This window comes from Massilia yuzhufengensis (assembly GCF_900112225.1).
GTDB classification, from domain to species: Bacteria; Pseudomonadota; Gammaproteobacteria; order Burkholderiales; family Burkholderiaceae_D; genus Telluria; species Telluria yuzhufengensis.
The window spans coordinates 187,845-204,880 of the sequence record NZ_FOLD01000006.1 but is presented as its reverse complement, the minus strand read 5'-3'; the positions used below and the strand labels follow the sequence as shown (position 1 = coordinate 204,880).

Below are 17,036 nucleotides of genomic sequence, written 5' to 3'. Positions count from 1 at the left end.
CGACCAGGCACACGCCGGTTGTGATAAGTCGCGGCTCCGTTACACTTCCCCCACCTGGCTCGATGATCATGCCCTGGACCTCCCTACCCTAAGACAGGAAAAAACCGCAGGCGTTCTCCGCCGGCGAGCCGTTCGGGTCGTATTCAAGACATTCTTGTTGTGGCTCGACCTGGGAGCAGGAAACTTGCTCATTTTGGGCAGAAATGAGCAAAATTTGATAAGTTCTATGAGAACTGTAAAAACCCGTTCGGCATTAGGAAGAAACGGGCGCAGGCTCTCCGCACTTACCTTGCCACGCCTACCAGCTTGTGTACCAGCTCCGACGAGGTCGATGCCGAGAACTTGCGCATCAGGCTGGCCCGGTGCATCTCCACCGTGCGCGGGCTGAGGTCGGTCTGGCGCGCGATGATCTTGCTGGTCTTGCCTTCCACCAGCAGCGCCGCGATCTCGCGCTCGCGCGGCGTCAGTTCCGCCGTCACCGGCCGCTTCTCGCTCACGTCCTCGAAGGTCCACACGCCCGCGCCGAGCGGCTGGCTCGGGTCGAGCGCGCGCCCGGTCACGTGGCACCAGAACAGCTCGCCGTTGGCGCGGCGCATGATGCGCTCGTCGGAATAGCGTCCTTTGGCGTTCATGATCGGCACGATGCGGTCGCCCGTGCGCAGGAATTCGTCCATGGTCGGGTAGAGCACGCTGAAGGACTGGCCGTGCAGCCTGCCCTCGTCATACCCGAACATGATGGCCAGCGCGTGGTTGCACGACTGGATCACCCGGTCGGCCGATACGCACATCCCAACCGGGGCGTGCTGAAAGATCATTTCGTAGTTGATGGGGGAAGGTGAGGTCATGTGCGTTGAATCAAGGTGCCCGGATGATCGGAGCTTGCCCGTATTTCTACGGTATTGTGCTTCGGTGCCGCGTATTTTATGCTGAGAATCTACTCTGGAGTACAGAAGAGCTTAGTGGCTTAACCTATAAAAGGGACGGGTATGAACAAAGTGTATCCTGATGCGAAGTCGGCGCTGGCCGGCGTCGTGGCAGATGGCCAGACCATCGCAGTGGGCGGCTTCGGCCTGTGCGGCATTCCCGAGGCGCTGATCGCGGCGCTGCGCGATTCCGGCGCCAAGGAACTGACAGCCATTTCGAACAACGCGGGCGTGGATGGCTTCGGCCTGGGCCAGCTGCTCGAAACGCGCCAGATCAAGAAAATGATCTCGTCCTATGTTGGCGAAAACAAGGAGTTCGCACGCCAGTTCCTGGCGGGCGAACTCGAGCTCGAATTCACCCCGCAAGGCACGCTGGCCGAAAAGCTGCGCTGCGGCGGCGCCGGCATCCCGGCCTTCTTCACCAAGACCGGCTACGGCACCATCGTCGCCGACGGCAAGGAAACCCGCGAGTTCGACGGCGAGCACTATGTGATGGAACGCTCGCTGGTGCCGGACGTCTCGCTGGTCAAGGCATGGAAGGCGGACAAGGCCGGCAACCTGGTGTTCCGCAAGACCGCGCGCAACTTCAACCCGAACGTCGCCACCGCAGGCAAGGTCTGCATCGTGGAAGTCGAGGAGCTGGTCGAGATCGGCGAGATCGATCCGGACCAGGTGCACACCCCGAGCATCTTCGTGCACCGCATCGTCCACAACCCGACGCCGGAAAAGCGCATCGAGCAGCGCACCGTGCGCGCCGCTACCTAAGCAGATTGAGACACCTGGAGACAGAACATGGCATGGACTCGTGATGAAATGGCCGCGCGCGCGGCGAAGGAACTGCAAGACGGTTTCTATGTGAACCTGGGCATCGGCCTGCCGACCCTGGTGGCGAACTACGTCCCCAACGATATCGAAGTCTTCCTGCAGTCCGAAAACGGCCTGCTGGGCATCGGCCCGTTCCCGACGGAACAGGAGGTAGACGCCGACCTGATCAACGCCGGCAAGCAGACCGTGACGGCGCTGCCAGGCTCGGCCTACTTCAGCTCGGCCGATTCCTTCGGCATGATCCGCGGCGGCAAGATCAACCTGGCGATCCTGGGCGCGATGCAGGTGTCGCAGGGTGGCGACCTGGCCAACTGGATGATTCCGGGCAAAATGGTCAAGGGCATGGGCGGCGCGATGGACCTGGTGGCCGGCGTCAAGCGCGTGGTCGTCGTGATGGAACACGTTGCCACCGCCAAGGACGGCTCGACCAGCCACAAGATCCTGCCGAAGTGCGACCTGCCGCTGACCGGCGTGGGCGTGGTCGACCGCATCATCACCGACCTCGGCGTGCTCGACATTACCGATAGCGGCCTGAAACTGGTGGAACTGGCCCCGGGCGTGACGAAAGAGGCCGTGCTGGCGGCCACCGGCTGCGAGCTGGATGTGTCGGCGGTATAAACATCAAAGGGCGGCTGGCGCCGCCCATCAGCGACATCAGCCCGGCGTGCAATTCGGCCGGGCTTTTTCTTGTCTTAATTCCAGACGTACTGGACGGCGGTCCATGCCTGCGCCGCCTGGCCATCGAGCATGGCCGGCTTGAAGCGGCACTTGACCAGCGCCGCTCGGGCCGCTTCGTCCAGGGGGCGATAGCCGCTCGACTTCTGCAGCTTGGCGTCGATCACCTTGCCATCGGCGCCCACCAGGAATTGCCAGGTCGAGGTGCCGTTGTGCTTTTGTCCCATCTCGTCGGCCGGGCGCTCGGGCCGCGCGCAGGTGCTGGTGTCGACGCCCTGACGCGCATCGGCCGCCGGCGTGGCAGGCGCCGCATGCAGGCAGGCGCTGGCGCCCATGGCTGCGAGGCCCAGGGCGGCAATGAACGGCTTCCAGAACGGCGACGACGGAACAGCGTCAAACGTGGATGGGGTGCGTGACATGCGATCTCCTCTGTTTCAGTGAACCGGCCCGGCCGGGCGGGCGTCCCTGCCCATGGCCGAGCTTAGCACAGGCGCCTGCGCTTATTCCAGCGTCCAGACGTACTGGACGGCGGTCCAGGATTCGACCGGTTTGCCCTTGGTGCGCGCCGGCTTGAAGCGGCACTTCTCCAGCGCGATGCGGGCAGCGTCGTCGAGCAGGACGTGGCCGGACGATTTGGCGAGCTTGGCCTCTTTGACCTTGCCGTTCTTGGCGACCAGGAAGCCGAGGGTCACCGTGCCGGTATGGTTTTGCTTGATCGATTCGGCCGGATAGTGGGGGCGCTTGCAGCTGTTAAAATCGGCAACCGCGGCGAGGTCCGGTTCCGCCGATTTCGGCGTAGGCGCCGCATGGGCGAACACCGCGCTGCACAGGGCCGCCAGCCCCAGGACGGGAATGGCCGCCTTCCAGTTCAGTGCCTGCGTATCAGGACGAATCAAGCGTTTGATGCGTGACATAAGGTCTCCTCCGTTGGCCGCCTGGGCCAGGTGGTGGGTTGAGAACTGGAGTCGCTCCAGTTCGGAAAGGGCCAGGGCCAGGCGCCGCGGTTCGCCCAGTTGCCGTGCCGCGAAATCGTCGGCGATCTGTTCCCGTTCGACGCGGATGCGTCCCGAGATCCACCAGACCGCCGGGTGATAGAACAGGATGGTCTCGACCACGTTCTGGCCCAGGTTCACCAGGTAGTCGTGACGCTTGATGTGGGCCATTTCGTGGGCCAGCAGGGCTTCGAGAAGGTGGGCCGGCATGCCGGACACCAGCGCTGCCGGCACCAGCACGACGGGCCGCCACCAGCCGGCCGTGATCGGGCTGCCCAGGCGCTCGACCACGCGCAGGCGCACCGCGCGATCGATGCCGAACTGCCCCGCCATGCGCTCGATGCGCGCCTGCCAGGCCGGCTCGATGCGTTCGTGCGCCGCGGCGCGGCCGATCCACAGCAGGCCGAGCACCATGCGCAGGGCCATCGCCAGCGTGCACACGGCCCAGGTGCCGACCACCCAGCTCAGTTGTTCGCCCAGCAGGACGCTCCAGCTGTCGTCGAGCGGCGAGCCGGCCACCAGGCCGGCGGCGAACAGCACCATGGCGTCGCCGCCGGCGCCGGCGCTGCCCTGCAGGCGCAGCACCAGTTCGGTGGCGGGCCAGGCCAGGCACAGGAACAGGCCGGTGCAGGCCGCCAGGTAGCGCGATTCGGGCCGGGCATTGCGCAGCGCGGTCAGCAGCACCGCAGTGGCGCAGCCGATCAGCGCGCCCTGCCACAGGAAGTGGACCAGCGTCCAGCCGACGCCGGCGACGAGGTCGGCGGCGTTCATGGGCGCTCTCCAGGCTTGTCCTCGGACCTGTCTTCCTTGAGCAGCTTCTCGATCTCGTCGCGTTCCTTCTTCGAGATGCCGCTTTTCAGCGCCGCCAGCACCAGCGCCTTGGCCGAACCGGCGAAGGCGCGCTGCACCAGGTCCTGCAGCAGGTTGGTCTGCATCGAGTCGCGGGCGTGCACCGGCGCATAGACGTGCGAGCGTTCGCTCTCGTCGCGGATCAGGAGGCCCTTGCCGTGCATGATCTGCATCAGGCGCAGCACGGTGGCGTAGGTCACGTCGGGCTTGTGCTTCTGCATTTCCTGGTGCACCTGCTTGGCGGTGCCCGAGCCCAGCGGCCACAGGTATTGGAGAAGGTCCAGTTCGGCCGGGGTCGGCTTCGGGGTATCGGGTTTGCGTGGCATGAGCGTCCTCATAGGTTGATGAGGTCTAGAATAGTGTGTCTAGACACGCCTGTCTACCGATTTTTGATGTGCGGTGCGCTTCATGCGGCGCGGGTAGGGACGAAAAAAAACCGCATCCGGGGATGCGGTTTCTTGTGGCTGCGGGACGCGTTACGCGGCTTCGCGCACCGGCTGCAGGTCCTTGTCGCCGTCCAGCGGCACGCGGCCATGCAGGACCGCGTCCATGCGCTCGACGTCCAGTTCCTTTTCCCACTTCGACACCACCACCGTGGCCACGCCGTTGCCGATGAAGTTGGTCAGGGCGCGGGCTTCGCTCATGAAGCGGTCGATGCCCAGGATCAGCGCCATGCCGGCCACCGGGATGGTCGGGACCACTGCCAGCGTCGCCGCCAGGGTGATGAAGCCGGCGCCGGTGATACCGGATGCGCCTTTCGAGGTCAGCATCGCCACCGCCAGGATGGTCAGTTCCTGCATCAGGGTCAGGTCGGTGTTGGTGGCCTGGGCCACGAACAGCGCCGCCATCGTCATGTAGATGTTGGTGCCGTCCAGGTTGAACGAGTAGCCGGTCGGGACCACCAGGCCCACCACCGGCTTGGAGCAGCCGAGGCGTTCGAGCTTGCGCATCAGGGCCGGCAGGGCGCTTTCCGACGAGCTGGTGCCGAGCACGATCAGCAGTTCTTCCTTGATGTACTTGATGAAACGGAAGACCGAGAAGCCGGTGTATTTGGCGATGGAGCCGAGCACCACGGCAATGAACAGGAAGCAGGTCAGGTAGAACGAACCCATCAGCTTGGCCAGCGGCAGCAGGGAATCGAGGCCGTATTTGCCGATGGTGAAGGCCATCGCGCCAAAGGCGCCGATCGGGGCGACTTTCATGATGATGTTCACCACGCCGAAAATCACGTGCGAGAAGTCGTCGATCATCCTGGTGACCGGGCGGCCACGCTCGCCCAGCATCGACAGCGCGAAGCCGAACAGCAGCGCGATCAGCAGCACCTGCAGGATGTCGCCCTTGGCGAAGGCATCCACGAAGGTGTTCGGGATGATGTTCATCAGGAAGTCCGTCGTGGTCTGCGACTTGGCCTTGTCGGTGTACTGGGCGATGGACGAGGCGTCGAGGTGGGCCGCATCGACATTGAAGCCGGCGCCCGGCTTGACCACGTTGGCGACCACCAGGCCGATGGCCAGCGCGAAGGTCGAGACGACTTCAAAGTAGAGCAGGGCCTTGCCGCCGACGCGGCCGATCTTCTTCATGTCCTGCATGCCGGCGATCCCGGCGACCACGGTACAGAAGATCACCGGAGCGATGATCATCTTGATCAGTTTGATGAAGCCGTCTCCCAAAGGCTTCATCTTGGCGCCCAGTTCCGGGTAGAACACCCCGAGCGCCACGCCCAGCGCGATGGCGAACAGCACCTGGACGTACAGGATTTTATAGAAAGGCTTTTTCATGGCAACTCTTTTAAGAGAAGTGTGTGAGCTGCCATCTTGTCGGAATCCGATTCCGCCATCTATTGTGGATATCCGCAGGCCTTATAACCAGTTATGCGCAGCAACACGATATGCTCCCGCCTTATCGCGAGTTATACCGAAATGCATGCAGGATGAGTTGGCCAGGAGACCGTCGTACCGGCGAAGGCCGGTACCTAATTCCGTCGCCACCCGCTAACGCGTGACCGAGGCGGGCTTTCTGAAAACCTCCCCACCCTTCATCACAAACCCCACCTTGTCCACCGCCGCAATATCCACCGTCGGATCCCCCTCCATCGCCACCACATCCGCCAGCATCCCCGCCTTGAGCTGCCCCAGCTCCTTCTCCTTACCTAAAATCGTCGCCGCCACCACGGTGGCCGCCCGCAGTGCCTCCACCGGCGTCATCCCGAGCCTGACCATCCACGCCAGCTCGCGCGCATTGCTTCCATGCGCGAACACCCCCACGTCGCTGCCGTTGCCGATCACCACACCGAGCTTCCTCGCCAGCCGGAACGCCCGGTGCGCCTGCTCCATCGACGGTGTCGGCGCACCCCCGCGCACATGCTTCTGGAAATATTCGCCGATCGCCTCCGGCGCCGTCAGCGTCGGGATATACGCAGTGCCCTGCTCCGCCATCAGCCTGAAGGTCGCCTCCGATGCCCCATACCCATGCTCGATGGTGTCGGCCCCCGCCAGCACCGCCATCCGGATCGCGTCGTCGGTACTCGCATGCACCGCCACCTTGCGCCCGGTGACGTGGCTGGCCGCGACCATCGCCTTCATCTCTTCCACGGTGAAAGTCGGGCGCGAGCTGCCGTCGATGCCGGTGCGGTAGTCCGCATAAATCTTGATCCAGTCCGCGCCGCGCGCCGACTGCTCGCGCACCGCCCGGGTCACTTCGACGACGCCGGTGGCCGGCTGCGCGCCGTAGGGTATCTCCATGTCGGGACGGTAGCTGCGCTCGGCCGGTCCATAGCTGTAGCTGGCGACGATCGCCCTGGTGGCGACCAGCAGGCGCGGTCCCGGCGCCACGCCCTCGTCGATGGCGCGCTTGATGCCCACGTCGGCATAGTCCGCGCCTTCGGTGCCCAGGTCGCGCAGGGTGGTGAAGCCGGCCTGCAGGGTCGCGGCGGCGTGGCGGCCGGCCAGCATGACGCGGTAGGCGACCGGCTCCTTGATCACCTGGTCGTCCCAGGTGGTTTCGTTGTAGGGGTGGAGCAGGACGTGCGAGTGCAGGTCGATCAGGCCCGGAACCAGTGTGGCGCCGGGCAGGTCGATGCGCTCGGCGCCCGGTGGAACAGCGAGCTTGTCCAGCGGGCCGACCGCGTCGATACGTCCCCTGGACACCAGCACCGCCCAGCCTTGCCGGGGCGGGCCGTCGCCGGTCCAGACCCGGTCGGCGGTGAGCAGGATGGGCTGCTGGCCGGCGGCGTGTGCGCTTGCCGCCAGCAGGGTGAGGGTGACAGCAAGGGTCTTGGCCCAGGTCCGCATGGTCGTCTCGCGATGGTGATCGAAGACGCCATCATAGCGGCTTGCCGTCGTTTATTGCGCGGCCCAGCCCCCATCCATGTTCCAGGCCACGCCGCGCACCTGGTTGCCGGCGGGGCTGCAGAAGAACACCGCCAGCGCGCCCAGTTCTTCCGGCGTCACGAATTCGCCCGACGGCTGCTTTTCGGCCAGCAGGGCCTTGCGCGCGGCGTCGTTGTCCAGGCCTTCGCGGGCGGCGCGGTCGTCGACCTGCTTCTGCACCAGCGGCGTGAGCACCCAGCCCGGGCAGATCGCGTTGCAGGTGACGCCCGTGTGCGCGTTCTCGAGCGCGGTCACCTTGGTCAAGCCCACCAGGCCGTGCTTGGCGGCGACGTAGGCCGACTTGCCGGCGGAGCCTACCAGGCCATGCACCGAGGCCAGGTTGATGATGCGGCCCCAGTTCTTCTGCTGCATGCCGGGCAGGGCCAGGCGCGTGGTGTGGAAGGCCGAGGTGAGGTTGATCGCCAGGATCGCGTCCCATTTCTCGGGCGGGAACTGTTCTACCGTCGCCACGTGCTGGATGCCGGCGTTATTGACGAGGATGTCGACGCCGCCGAATTTGTCGGCCGCGAAGCGCATCATGGCCTCGATCTCGGCCGGCTTGGACATGTCGGCGTTGTGGTAGGCCGTCTGCACGCCGAATTCGGCGCCTACTTCGGTGTAGAGCTTCTCGATCTGCTGGGCGTCGCCGAAGCCGTTGAACACGATATTGGCGCCTTGCTCGGCCAGCGAGCGGGCGATGCCCAGGCCGATGCCCGAGGTGGAGCCGGTAACCAGGGCCGTTTTACCGCTTAGCAAACGGGATGCGAAATTCGAATTCATTGTGTCTCCAGGTGAAGGTACGTCGGTGCTTCCTCAGAATTGGTAGAATTCTAATCGCAACGCCAAGTAAAATGGCAACTTGCGATGGTGGTAAGGACAATATTGTCATGACGGAGCGGGTGATGATCGAAGCCAGGTTAAGAAGCGTGCAGTGCAGTTCTCCCGCCGGGCTGCACCGGATGGCGTACAAGGAGTGGGGCGACCCGCTCAACCCGAAGGTGCTGGTGTGCGTGCACGGCGTCACCCGCGTGGCCGACGACTTCGACCACCTGGCGCGCGCGCTGTGCGACGAGTACCGCGTGGTGTGCCCGGACGTGGTCGGGCGCGGGCGCTCCGGCCGCCTGCGCAATCCCGAGTCGTACACGGTGCCGCAGTACGTGGCCGACATGGTCACGCTGGTGGCCCGCGTGACCGCCAACGCCGCCGCCGACGACGAGGCCGGCGTGCACTGGTTCGGCACCTCGATGGGTGGCCTGATCGGCATGGTGCTCGCTTCGCTGGACGACACCCCGATCCGCAAGCTGGTGCTCAACGATATCGGCCCGGTGCTCGACCGCGGCGCGCTGGCGCGCATCGGCGAGTACATCGGCCAGGACATCCGCTTCCCCGACTTCGACACCGGCGCGGCCTATGTGCGCGCGGTGTCGACCTCGTTCGGCCCGCACACCGACGACGAATGGTTCAAGCTCGCCAATGACGTGCTGCGCCAGGACCCCGACGGCCAGTGGGTGCGCCACTACGACCTGAACCTGGCCCAGCCCTTCCGCGGCATGACGCCCGAGCGCGCCGATGTCGACCAGGCCAACTTGTGGGCGGCCTGGGACGCGATCCGCTGTCCCACGCTGCTGGTGCGCGGCGAACTGTCCGACCTGCTCTCGCACGACACCGCATTGCAGATGGCCCAGCGCGGGCCGCGTCCCAAGCTGGTCGAGATCGCGGGCGTCGGCCATGCACCCACCTTCGTGCGCGCCGACCAGATCGCGATCGCCCGAGATTTTTTAATCGGCCCAGTGTAAGCACTGGCGCCCCATTCCAGAAGAAAGCAGCCATGGAAATCCAACGACTCCACGTGGGCAAACGCCTGTCCGAAACCGCCATCCACAACGGCACCGTCTACCTCGCCGGCCAGATCGCCGAAGACACCAGCCAGGGCATCGAGGGCCAGATGTGCGAAGTGCTCGGCCACGTCGACCGCCTGCTGTCGGAAGCCGGCAGCGACAAGTCCTGCATCCTGATGTGCCAGATCTTCATCGCCGACATGGCGCAGTTCCCGGGCATGAACACGGTCTGGGACGAGTGGGTCCCGCAAGGCCACACCCCGCCGCGCGCCACCGTCGAGGCCAAGCTGGCCAATCCCGCATGCCTGGTCGAGGTCTGCGTCACCGCCGCCCTGCGCTAAGCCCGCCGGATGGTATCAACAGTCTTGCTGGGCGACGCCACGACCCAGCTGGTGCAGGGCCTGAGCGTGGAAGACTGCGCCCGCGTCCAGGGTGCGCTCGACTACGCGAACGCCGCCTATGGCGAGCGCAGCGCCGCGTCGGGCCAGAACGCCTTCGAATTCTCGCTCGGGGTGGCAAGCACGCTGTCGGTGCTGCGCACCGACGCCGAAACCCGCATCGCCGGCCTGCTGTTCGAGCTGGCGATGATGGACCCGGCGGTGGCCGGTTCGCTCGATGAGCGCTTCGGCAAGGAAGTGTCGGACCTGGTGCAGGGCGTGTACCAGCTGGTGCGCCTGCGCGACCTCACGGCGGGCAAGGAGCAAATCGGCAGTGGCAAGAACGCCGCCCAGCAGGCCGCGGCCCAGGTCGAGACCTTGCGCAAGATGCTGCTGGCGATGGCCTCGGACATGCGCGTGGTGCTGATGCGCCTGGCCTCCTGCGCCACCAGCCTGCGCTACTTCGCCGACCAGAAGCGCTTCGACGAGGTCACCCGCGCCTACGGCCGCGAAGTATTGGACTTCTATGCGCCGCTGGCCAACCGGCTCGGCATCTGGCAGCTCAAGTGGGAGCTGGAAGACTTATCGTTCCGCTTCATCGAGCCCGACACCTACAAGCAGATCGCGAAAATGCTCGAAGAAAAGCGCATGCAGCGCGAAGGCTTCGTGCAGTCCTCGATCGACCGGCTGGAGTCGGAACTCAAGGCAGCCGGCATCAAGGCCGAAGTCTCGGGCCGGCCCAAGCACATCTACAGCATCTGGAGCAAGATGCGCGGCAAGGAGCTGGATTTTTCCTCGCTTTACGACGTGCGCGCCTTCCGCGTGATCGTGCCGGACGTGAAGTCCTGCTACACGGTGCTGGGCATCGTGCACAACATCTGGACCCCGATCCCGAAGGAATTCGACGACTACATCTCGCGCCCGAAACCGAACGGCTACCAGTCGCTGCACACGGTGGTCACGGCCGACGACGGCCGTCCGCTGGAAGTGCAGATCCGGACCCAGGAGATGCACAACTTTGCCGAGTACGGCATCGCCGCGCACTGGCGCTACAAGGAAGAGGGCGGGTCGAACTTCAAGAGCCAGAAGTATGACGAGAAGATCGCCTGGCTGCGCCAGCTGCTGGCCTGGAAGAGCGACGTGGCCGACGTCGTCACCGGCCAGGAAGACCTGCAGAAGGAATGGGTCGAGAAGCTCAAGGCCGCCACGCTCGACGACCGCATCTTCGTGCTCACGCCGCAGGCGCGGGTGCTTGAACTGCCGCAGGGCGCCACGCCGATCGACTTCGCCTACCACCTGCACAGCGAAGTGGGCCACCGCTGCCGCGGCGCGCGCATCGACGGCGTCATGGTGCCGCTCAATACCCCCTTAAGGAATGGCCAGACCTGCGAGGTGATTACCGCCAAGGGCCCGGCCGGCAGCCAGGGGCCGTCGCGCGACTGGCTCAGCCCCGGCTACACCGTCAGCAGCCGCACGCGCTCGAAGATCCGCGCCTGGTTCCACGCGCTGGAGCAGGCCGAGACGCTGGCGCAGGGACGCGCGCTGGTCGAGAAGTCGCTCCAGCGCGAAGGCAAGACCGCGGTCAACCTGGAAGCGCTGGCGCACAAGCTGGGGTTCGCCAAGGTGGACGAGCTGTTCATCCAGGTCGGCAAGGAGAAGTTCAGCCTGCGCCACGTGGAAGCGGCCCTGCACGATGCGGTCGAACCGGCGCCGGCGGTGGACGAAGCGGTGGTCAACAAGAGCCTGTCCTCGAGCGTGGAGAAGGGCGCCAAGTCGGGCGTGCTGGTGGTGGGCACCGAGGGCCTGATGACGATGCTGGCCAAGTGCTGTAAACCTGCGCCGCCCGACCCGATCGTCGGTTTCGTCACCCGCGGCAAGGGCGTCTCGATCCACCGCCTCAGCTGCAAGAACTTCGCCGAGATGCGCACCAAGGCGCCCGAGCGCGTGATCCAGACCGCGTGGGGCTCGGCGCAGATGGAAACCGTGTACCCGGTCGACCTGTTCATCCTGGCCAACGACAGGCAGGGCCTGCTGCGCGATATCTCCGAGGTGTTCTCGCGCGAGAAAATCAACGTGACCGGGGTGAACACCCAGAGCGCCAAGGGGCAGGCGCGGATGGTGTTCACGGCGGAGATCGGGTCGACCGGGCAGCTGCAGAAGGCGCTGTCGGCGATCATGGAGGTGGGGGGAGTGATGGAGGCGAGGAGGCAGTAGGCTATCGGTGTGCTTGCAAAATTGGGTCCCGGCCTGCGCCGGGACGACGGTTTTTAGGCCAACGCAAATAAGCACGTCATTCCCGCGCAGGCCGGAACCCAAGTTCGCCGACCATCCAACCCGTTTCAATTCGATACAAAAACCGAGCCTACCCACCCAAATCTGTATCATATCGACACCATGCCCCGCACCCTGAACCTCTACGCCAACCCGCGCCTGTGGGGCCTTGCCCTCGCGCGCTACCTGCGCAGCTGGTGGTACATGGTGCACCTGGGTGCGATCGCCGTCGTGATGGCGCTGTCCCCCTCGACCTACAACCGCGAAAACCGCCACGCCGCAGCGCGCCACATCCATGCCAGCACCTGGCAGGTGCTGCCCTGGTTCACCCTGGCCTCGGCCCTGATCAGCCTCGTCATCATCCGCATCGTGCTGGTCACGGCCAAGAGCTACGGCCTGTCGCACTTCGCGCTCGAGATGGTGGTGCGGGTGCTGGTGCTGGAGCTCATTCCGCTGGCCGCGGCGCTGTTCGTGGCCCTGCGCGCCAGCATGGCCTTCGATGCCTCGGCGCTGGGACTGGCGCGCGCCGGCATGTCGCCGCAGGCCGCCAACGACGAGGCGCTGCGCCGCATGCGGCGCGACATGGTGCCGCAGCTGCTGGCCAATGCGGTCGCGGTCCTGAGCCTGGCCATGGTCACCTCCACCCTGGTGCTGCTGATGGCCTACCTGAACGTGTATGGCGTGTCCCCATGGGGCATCGCCGACTACACCCGCACCGTCGGCCGCGTGTTCGCGCCGGCGGTGACGATCGGCTTCGTGCTCAAGACCGTGCTGTTCGGCCTGGCCGTGGCCCTGATCCCGACCGCCGCCATCCTCGAGCTGCAGCGCTACCCGCGCCGCGTCGCCTTCACCGTGCAGCCGGGCGCGCTGCGCCTGCTGTTCGTGCTGCTGGTAATCGAGGCCGCATCGCTTGCGCTGAAGTACATGTAAGAACAAGAAAAGGACGCCCATGACCGAACCCATACCGGACGAACCGAAACACGTTGAACTCAAGGCCCTGATCCTGCTGGTGGCGATCGGTATCCTGGTCGCCGCCTTCATCGGCTACGTGATGCACGCGCGCGGCGTGTTCGAGCCGACCCAGCGCCTGGTGCTCGAGACCGACGATTCGTCCGGCGTCATTCCCGGCATGGACATGACGTTTGCCGGCTTCCCGATCGGGCGCGTCAGCCAGGTCGAGCTGGGAGACGACGGCAAGGTGCGCATCCTGGTGGACGTGCAGAGCAAGGACGCCAAGTGGCTGCGCACCTCGAGCGTGTTCACGCTGGAGTCCAGCATCGTCGGCGAGACCCGCCTGCGCGCCTTTACCGGCCTGCTGAACGACCCGCCGCTGCCGGCCAATGCGGTGCGCTCGGTGCTGCGCGGCGACGCCACCGCCGAGATCCCGCGCATCGTCGCCACCGCGCGTTCGCTGCTGGAGAACCTCGAGACGATGACGGCAAACGATTCCGACATCAACGCCAGCCTGGCCAACATCAATGCGGTCACCGGCCGCATGTCGGGACCGGCCGGGGTGCTGGGCGGCGTGCTGGGCGGCGACGCGGAGGCCCGCAAGCTGCGCGAGGCGCTCGACCGCATCAATTCCCTGCTCGGCAAGACCGAACAGCGCGTGTATGGCAAGAACGGCGTGATGGACGACACCCAGGCCGCGGTCCAGCAGCTCAATATCGTGCTGAAGGACGCCAGCGCCACGCTCAAGAAGGTCGATGCCGTGCTGGTCGAGGCCCAGGCCGTGGGCGCCAACGCGCGCGTGGCCACGCAAGACCTGGGCGCGCTGCGCGGCGAAGTCGACGCCAGCCTGCGCAAGGTGAACCGCCTGGTCGACGACATCAACCGCAAGTGGCCGTTCGCCCGCAGCAACCAGGAGATCAAGCTGCCATGAGAATCCTTATTGCGCTCGCCGCGCTGGGCTTGTGCGCCTGCGCCGGCAAGCCCTTGCCCCCCGACTGGCAATCCGACGCCAAGGGCGCGCTCGACGCCTCGGTCGACGACTACCTGAAGGGCCACACGGGCGCGGCAAGTGCCGAATTCCGCTCCGCGCGCCTGGCCACCACCAGCACCGGCCGCCCCGACTACGTCGCCCAGGTCGAACTGGTGCGCTGCGCCGCCCAGGTAGCCAGCCTCGATTTCGACGACTGTCCCGGCTACGCCGCTCTCGCGCCCGAAGCCACGCCAGAGCAGCGCGCCTACGCCGACTATCTCTACGGCCGCTGGCAGGGCATCAATTCCGCTTTGCTGCCCGAACAGCACCGCGCGGTGCCCGCCAGCGCCCAGGTCGCGCCCATCGCCGATCCCCTGGCTCGCCTGGTCGCCGCCGGCGCCGCCTTCAAGGCCGGCCGCATCACGCCCGAAGGCATCACCCTGGCCATCGACACCGCCTCCACCCAGGGCTGGCGCCGCCCGCTGCTGGCGTGGCTGGGCATACAGGCCCAGCGCGCCGAAGCCGCGGGCGACGCCCAGGAAGTCCAGCGCATCCGGCGCCGGATCGCCCTGGTTTCCGATACCTTTAAATAATCAACGTCGGGGTCAGGTCTGACATTTGGACACAAGCTCAGCCTTGCGTTGGTCGATGACGCTCTCTACTGTTGAGGCCGTGTCTGAATGACAGACCTGACCCCGAAGTTGGGCGGTTGATTAGGGTGGTACTATCAATGCCGCTTCAGGTGAAGTGGCCGATGCGGTCACTGCGCGTTATCAATCTGCCGTACGTCAAACCACTGGAGTCAAGCAATGAGCAAAAGTCAGGACGCGAAGAAAACCGTCAAGAAGGAACCGGCGAAGTCGATGAAGGAAAAGAAGGAAGCCAAGAAGGTGAAAAAGGAAGAAAAGAAGCGGGCGCAGTAAGCGTCCCACCCAAGACCGCCTGTTCGCAGGCGGTTTTTTTTCGCCTTCAGGCGGCAGGATCGTGCGCCGGGCGCAGCGCCCAGGGCAGGGTGTTGTGGATGGTGGTGGCGGCCAGTGCGGCCTGGCCAGTGGCGACCGCGATCTGGTTCAGGCCGCGCGTGACGTCGCCCACCGCGAACAGGCCGGGCACCGAGGTGCGGCAGTGCTCGTCCACCAGCAGCTTCTCGCATTCGACGGTCTCGGCGCCCAGCTTGCTTGCCAGGCTTGAGCGGGCGGATTCGCCCAGCATCGGGTAGAACACGTCGCAGTGGTAGTCTTCGCCGTCCTTGGTGTGCAGGATGGGCGTCATGTCCTCGCTCATGCTCACGCCCACCAGCGGCGAGCCGACCAGGCGCACCTGGGCGGCGGCCAGCTGGCGGCGTTCTTCTTCGTTGAGGGTCGATTCGGGGCCGCGTTCGAACAGCAGCACGTCGGCGCTGAAGGTGCGCATGAAGAGGGCGTGGCCGACCGGGTTGACTTCCGAGGTGACCACGCCGATGCGCTTGTCGATCACGTCCCAGCCGTCGCACACGGGGCACAGGCGCACGGCGCCGCAGCGCACGGCCTCGTCCCAGCGCTCGACAGGCATGCCGGCGTCGGCCACGCCGGTGGCCAGCAGCACCGTCATCGCATGGATCTGGCAGGGCTCGCCGCCATCGGGCGCGGCGTAGTCGGCCACGAACACGCCGTCTTCCAGCCGCAGGTCGAGGATCTCGCCCTGCATCACGCTGCCGCCGTAGTTGGCCAGCTGGGCGCGCAGCTTTTCCAGCAGCAGCTGGCCGTTGACGCCTTCCGGGAAGCCGGGGTAGTTGTGCGAGACGGGAATCCAGCCGAGCCGGCTGTTGCCCTTGTCGACCAGGGCCACGTGGCGCGTGAAACGGCGCAAGTAGATGGCGGCCGTGAGTCCGGCCGGGCCGCCGCCGATGATGAGGGTATCGAATACAGTGCGTTCGCAGTCCATCCGCCGATTATGCACCGGACGCGCGCCCGCACGTATAGTCGTGCAGGCCAAGGCCGGGTAAGAGCCGGCTTACAGCGACTTGCCGCCCGCTGCCTCCGGCTGCAGGGTCACGTGGTCGATGCCGTGCTTTTCGCGCAGCATGGCGCGCACCGCGTCCAGCACCGCCGGCCACTGCTCGAGGCTGGCGATTTCCAGGTGGCCGATCAGGGCAGGGTGGCCGGGCGACATGTCCCACACATGCAGGTCGTGCACGTCGAGCACGCCCTTGACGGCCTTCAGGTTGGCGCCCACCAGCAGGTAGTCGATCTGGCTTGGTACGCCCTCCATCAGGAAGTGGTAGGACTCGCGCAGGATGCCGCTGGTCGAACGCAGGATCAGCAGGGCCACGAAGATCGACAGGATCGGGTCGACCCGCACCCAGCCCGGAGCGACATAGATGATGGCGCCCGCCGCGATCGCGGCCAGCGAGCCGAGCAGGTCGCCCATCACGTTCACCAGCGCGGCGCGCGTGTTGATGCTCTGGTTGTCGCGCGACAGCACCCAGGCCACGATCAGGTTGATGCAGGCGCCGATGCCCGCCACCACCAGCACGATGCCGCCCTGGACCGCGACCGGTTCCAGCAACCGCTGTACCGCCTGCCACACGATCCAGGCCACCAGCGCCAGCATGGCCAGGCTGTTGACGAAGGCGGCCAGGGCCTCGGCGCGCACGAAACCGAAGGAGTGCCGGGCCGAGGGCGGGCGGCGCGCGATGGCCTGGGCCAGCAGCGCCAGGCCGAGGGCGGCGGCGTCGGTCACCATGTGCCCGGCGTCGGCGATCAGGGCCAGCGAGTTGGACATGAAGCCGGTGACCACTTCGATGACGGCGAACAGCAGGGTTAGGCCGAGCGCCACGGAGAGGGCGGTCTGGCTGCGGCCCTCGATGGTGTGGGCGTGGCGGGCGTCGCCGTCGAGGTGGGCGTGGAGGTGTTCGGAAGAAGGCTGGGCTTGGTGGACGCGCATGGTGGATGTGGCGATTTGATCAAGCCCTAGTGTAAATCAAAGGCCGCCCGCCGGCCCAGACTGGCCCTCCCG

At 65.9% G+C, this 17,036-nt stretch carries 17 protein-coding genes; 8 read left to right on the top strand and 9 right to left on the bottom strand.

All coding sequences use genetic code 11. From position 1 onward, the window contains the following. Window positions 1–284 precede the first annotated feature (284 nt). Entirely contained in the window at window positions 285–845 is a 561-nt protein-coding gene (locus BM031_RS07985; protein ID WP_091873436.1) for a PAS and helix-turn-helix domain-containing protein, read from the bottom strand. Between the two features lie 141 nt (window positions 846–986). Here BM031_RS07985 and BM031_RS07980 point away from each other — a divergent pair, with 141 nt between their 5' ends. Together BM031_RS07980 and BM031_RS07975 are read left to right on the top strand one after the other, a co-directional pair. Further along, window positions 987–1,688, top strand: a complete 702-nt coding sequence (locus tag BM031_RS07980; protein ID WP_091873432.1) for a CoA transferase subunit A — start codon at window positions 987–989, stop codon at window positions 1,686–1,688. 27 nt (window positions 1,689–1,715) lie between these two features. After that, window positions 1,716–2,366 (top strand): 3-oxoacid CoA-transferase subunit B, encoded by a 651-nt coding sequence (locus BM031_RS07975; RefSeq protein ID WP_091873429.1) that lies wholly within the window; start codon window positions 1,716–1,718, stop codon window positions 2,364–2,366. Between the two features lie 74 nt (window positions 2,367–2,440). Here BM031_RS07975 and BM031_RS07970 read toward each other — a convergent pair whose 3' ends face one another. The 6 genes from BM031_RS07970 to BM031_RS07945 form a co-directional block, all read right to left on the bottom strand. Then, window positions 2,441–2,842, bottom strand: a complete 402-nt coding sequence (locus tag BM031_RS07970) for an energy transducer TonB (protein ID WP_229408705.1) — start codon at window positions 2,840–2,842, stop codon at window positions 2,441–2,443. 81 nt (window positions 2,843–2,923) lie between these two features. Continuing rightward, the gene (locus BM031_RS07965; RefSeq protein ID WP_091873426.1) at window positions 2,924–4,186 is read right to left on the bottom strand and encodes a M56 family metallopeptidase; all 1,263 of its coding nucleotides are present in this window, start codon (window positions 4,184–4,186) and stop codon (window positions 2,924–2,926) included. Then, the gene (locus BM031_RS07960) at window positions 4,183–4,590 is read right to left on the bottom strand and encodes a BlaI/MecI/CopY family transcriptional regulator (protein ID WP_091873424.1); all 408 of its coding nucleotides are present in this window, start codon (window positions 4,588–4,590) and stop codon (window positions 4,183–4,185) included. The genes BM031_RS07965 and BM031_RS07960 overlap by 4 nt, the downstream gene beginning before the upstream one ends. 150 nt (window positions 4,591–4,740) lie before the next feature. Further along, window positions 4,741–6,042, bottom strand: a complete 1,302-nt coding sequence (locus BM031_RS07955) for a dicarboxylate/amino acid:cation symporter (RefSeq protein ID WP_091873421.1) — start codon at window positions 6,040–6,042, stop codon at window positions 4,741–4,743. 213 nt (window positions 6,043–6,255) lie between these two features. Then, window positions 6,256–7,554: a metal-dependent hydrolase family protein gene (locus tag BM031_RS07950; protein WP_091873419.1), complete on the bottom strand. Its 1,299-nt coding sequence runs from the start codon at window positions 7,552–7,554 to the stop codon at window positions 6,256–6,258. A 51-nt stretch (window positions 7,555–7,605) separates the two neighbouring features. Further along, window positions 7,606–8,412 carry a 3-hydroxybutyrate dehydrogenase gene (locus BM031_RS07945; RefSeq protein ID WP_091873417.1) on the bottom strand — a complete coding sequence of 269 codons (807 nt, stop codon included), beginning with the start codon at window positions 8,410–8,412 and terminating at the stop codon, window positions 7,606–7,608. A 122-nt stretch (window positions 8,413–8,534) separates the two neighbouring features. On the opposite strand from BM031_RS07945, the gene BM031_RS07940 reads away from it, so the two are divergent. From BM031_RS07940 to BM031_RS07915, 6 genes are all read left to right on the top strand, one after another. Then, entirely contained in the window at window positions 8,535–9,428 is an 894-nt protein-coding gene (locus BM031_RS07940; protein WP_091873414.1) for an alpha/beta fold hydrolase, read from the top strand. A 32-nt stretch (window positions 9,429–9,460) separates the two neighbouring features. Continuing rightward, window positions 9,461–9,811: a RidA family protein gene (locus BM031_RS07935; RefSeq protein WP_091873412.1), complete on the top strand. Its 351-nt coding sequence runs from the start codon at window positions 9,461–9,463 to the stop codon at window positions 9,809–9,811. A gap of 9 nt (window positions 9,812–9,820) precedes the next feature. Then, entirely contained in the window at window positions 9,821–12,061 is a 2,241-nt protein-coding gene (locus BM031_RS07930) for a RelA/SpoT family protein (RefSeq protein WP_091873409.1), read from the top strand. 180 nt (window positions 12,062–12,241) lie between these two features. Beyond that, complete coding sequence (locus BM031_RS07925) at window positions 12,242–13,048, top strand: MlaE family ABC transporter permease (RefSeq protein WP_091873407.1); 807 nt, start codon at window positions 12,242–12,244, stop codon at window positions 13,046–13,048. Between the two features lie 19 nt (window positions 13,049–13,067). Next, on the top strand, window positions 13,068–14,000 hold the full coding sequence (locus tag BM031_RS07920; RefSeq protein ID WP_091873405.1) for an MlaD family protein: 933 nt from the start codon (window positions 13,068–13,070) through the stop codon (window positions 13,998–14,000). Beyond that, complete coding sequence (locus tag BM031_RS07915; RefSeq protein WP_091873402.1) at window positions 13,997–14,632, top strand: hypothetical protein; 636 nt, start codon at window positions 13,997–13,999, stop codon at window positions 14,630–14,632. Before BM031_RS07920 ends, BM031_RS07915 begins: the two co-directional genes overlap by 4 nt. 376 nt (window positions 14,633–15,008) lie before the next feature. Here the strand turns inward: BM031_RS07915 and BM031_RS07910 are convergent, their stop codons facing one another. Both BM031_RS07910 and BM031_RS07905 read right to left on the bottom strand, forming a co-directional pair. Further along, window positions 15,009–15,962, bottom strand: coding sequence for an NAD(P)/FAD-dependent oxidoreductase (locus BM031_RS07910; protein WP_091873400.1), 954 nt, complete (start codon window positions 15,960–15,962; stop codon window positions 15,009–15,011). A gap of 69 nt (window positions 15,963–16,031) precedes the next feature. After that, window positions 16,032–16,964: a cation diffusion facilitator family transporter gene (locus BM031_RS07905; RefSeq protein ID WP_091873397.1), complete on the bottom strand. Its 933-nt coding sequence runs from the start codon at window positions 16,962–16,964 to the stop codon at window positions 16,032–16,034. Between the last annotated feature and the right edge of the window lie 72 nt (window positions 16,965–17,036).

Excerpts from the sequence above, each read along its gene's own strand:
- BM031_RS07985 (WP_091873436.1), bottom strand. The coding sequence starts at position 845 with ATGACCTCACCTTCCCCCATCAACTACGAAATGATCTTTCAGCACGCC.
- BM031_RS07980 (WP_091873432.1), top strand. The coding sequence starts at position 987 with ATGAACAAAGTGTATCCTGATGCGAAGTCGGCGCTGGCCGGCGTCGTG.
- BM031_RS07975 (WP_091873429.1), top strand. The coding sequence starts at position 1,716 with ATGGCATGGACTCGTGATGAAATGGCCGCGCGCGCGGCGAAGGAACTG.
- BM031_RS07970 (WP_229408705.1), bottom strand. The coding sequence starts at position 2,842 with ATGTCACGCACCCCATCCACGTTTGACGCTGTTCCGTCGTCGCCGTTC.
- BM031_RS07965 (WP_091873426.1), bottom strand. The coding sequence starts at position 4,186 with ATGAACGCCGCCGACCTCGTCGCCGGCGTCGGCTGGACGCTGGTCCAC.
- BM031_RS07960 (WP_091873424.1), bottom strand. The coding sequence starts at position 4,590 with ATGCCACGCAAACCCGATACCCCGAAGCCGACCCCGGCCGAACTGGAC.
- BM031_RS07955 (WP_091873421.1), bottom strand. The coding sequence starts at position 6,042 with ATGAAAAAGCCTTTCTATAAAATCCTGTACGTCCAGGTGCTGTTCGCC.
- BM031_RS07950 (WP_091873419.1), bottom strand. The coding sequence starts at position 7,554 with ATGCGGACCTGGGCCAAGACCCTTGCTGTCACCCTCACCCTGCTGGCG.
- BM031_RS07945 (WP_091873417.1), bottom strand. The coding sequence starts at position 8,412 with ATGAATTCGAATTTCGCATCCCGTTTGCTAAGCGGTAAAACGGCCCTG.
- BM031_RS07940 (WP_091873414.1), top strand. The coding sequence starts at position 8,535 with ATGATCGAAGCCAGGTTAAGAAGCGTGCAGTGCAGTTCTCCCGCCGGG.
- BM031_RS07935 (WP_091873412.1), top strand. The coding sequence starts at position 9,461 with ATGGAAATCCAACGACTCCACGTGGGCAAACGCCTGTCCGAAACCGCC.
- BM031_RS07930 (WP_091873409.1), top strand. The coding sequence starts at position 9,821 with ATGGTATCAACAGTCTTGCTGGGCGACGCCACGACCCAGCTGGTGCAG.
- BM031_RS07925 (WP_091873407.1), top strand. The coding sequence starts at position 12,242 with ATGCCCCGCACCCTGAACCTCTACGCCAACCCGCGCCTGTGGGGCCTT.
- BM031_RS07920 (WP_091873405.1), top strand. The coding sequence starts at position 13,068 with ATGACCGAACCCATACCGGACGAACCGAAACACGTTGAACTCAAGGCC.
- BM031_RS07915 (WP_091873402.1), top strand. The coding sequence starts at position 13,997 with ATGAGAATCCTTATTGCGCTCGCCGCGCTGGGCTTGTGCGCCTGCGCC.
- BM031_RS07910 (WP_091873400.1), bottom strand. The coding sequence starts at position 15,962 with ATGGACTGCGAACGCACTGTATTCGATACCCTCATCATCGGCGGCGGC.
- BM031_RS07905 (WP_091873397.1), bottom strand. The coding sequence starts at position 16,964 with ATGCGCGTCCACCAAGCCCAGCCTTCTTCCGAACACCTCCACGCCCAC.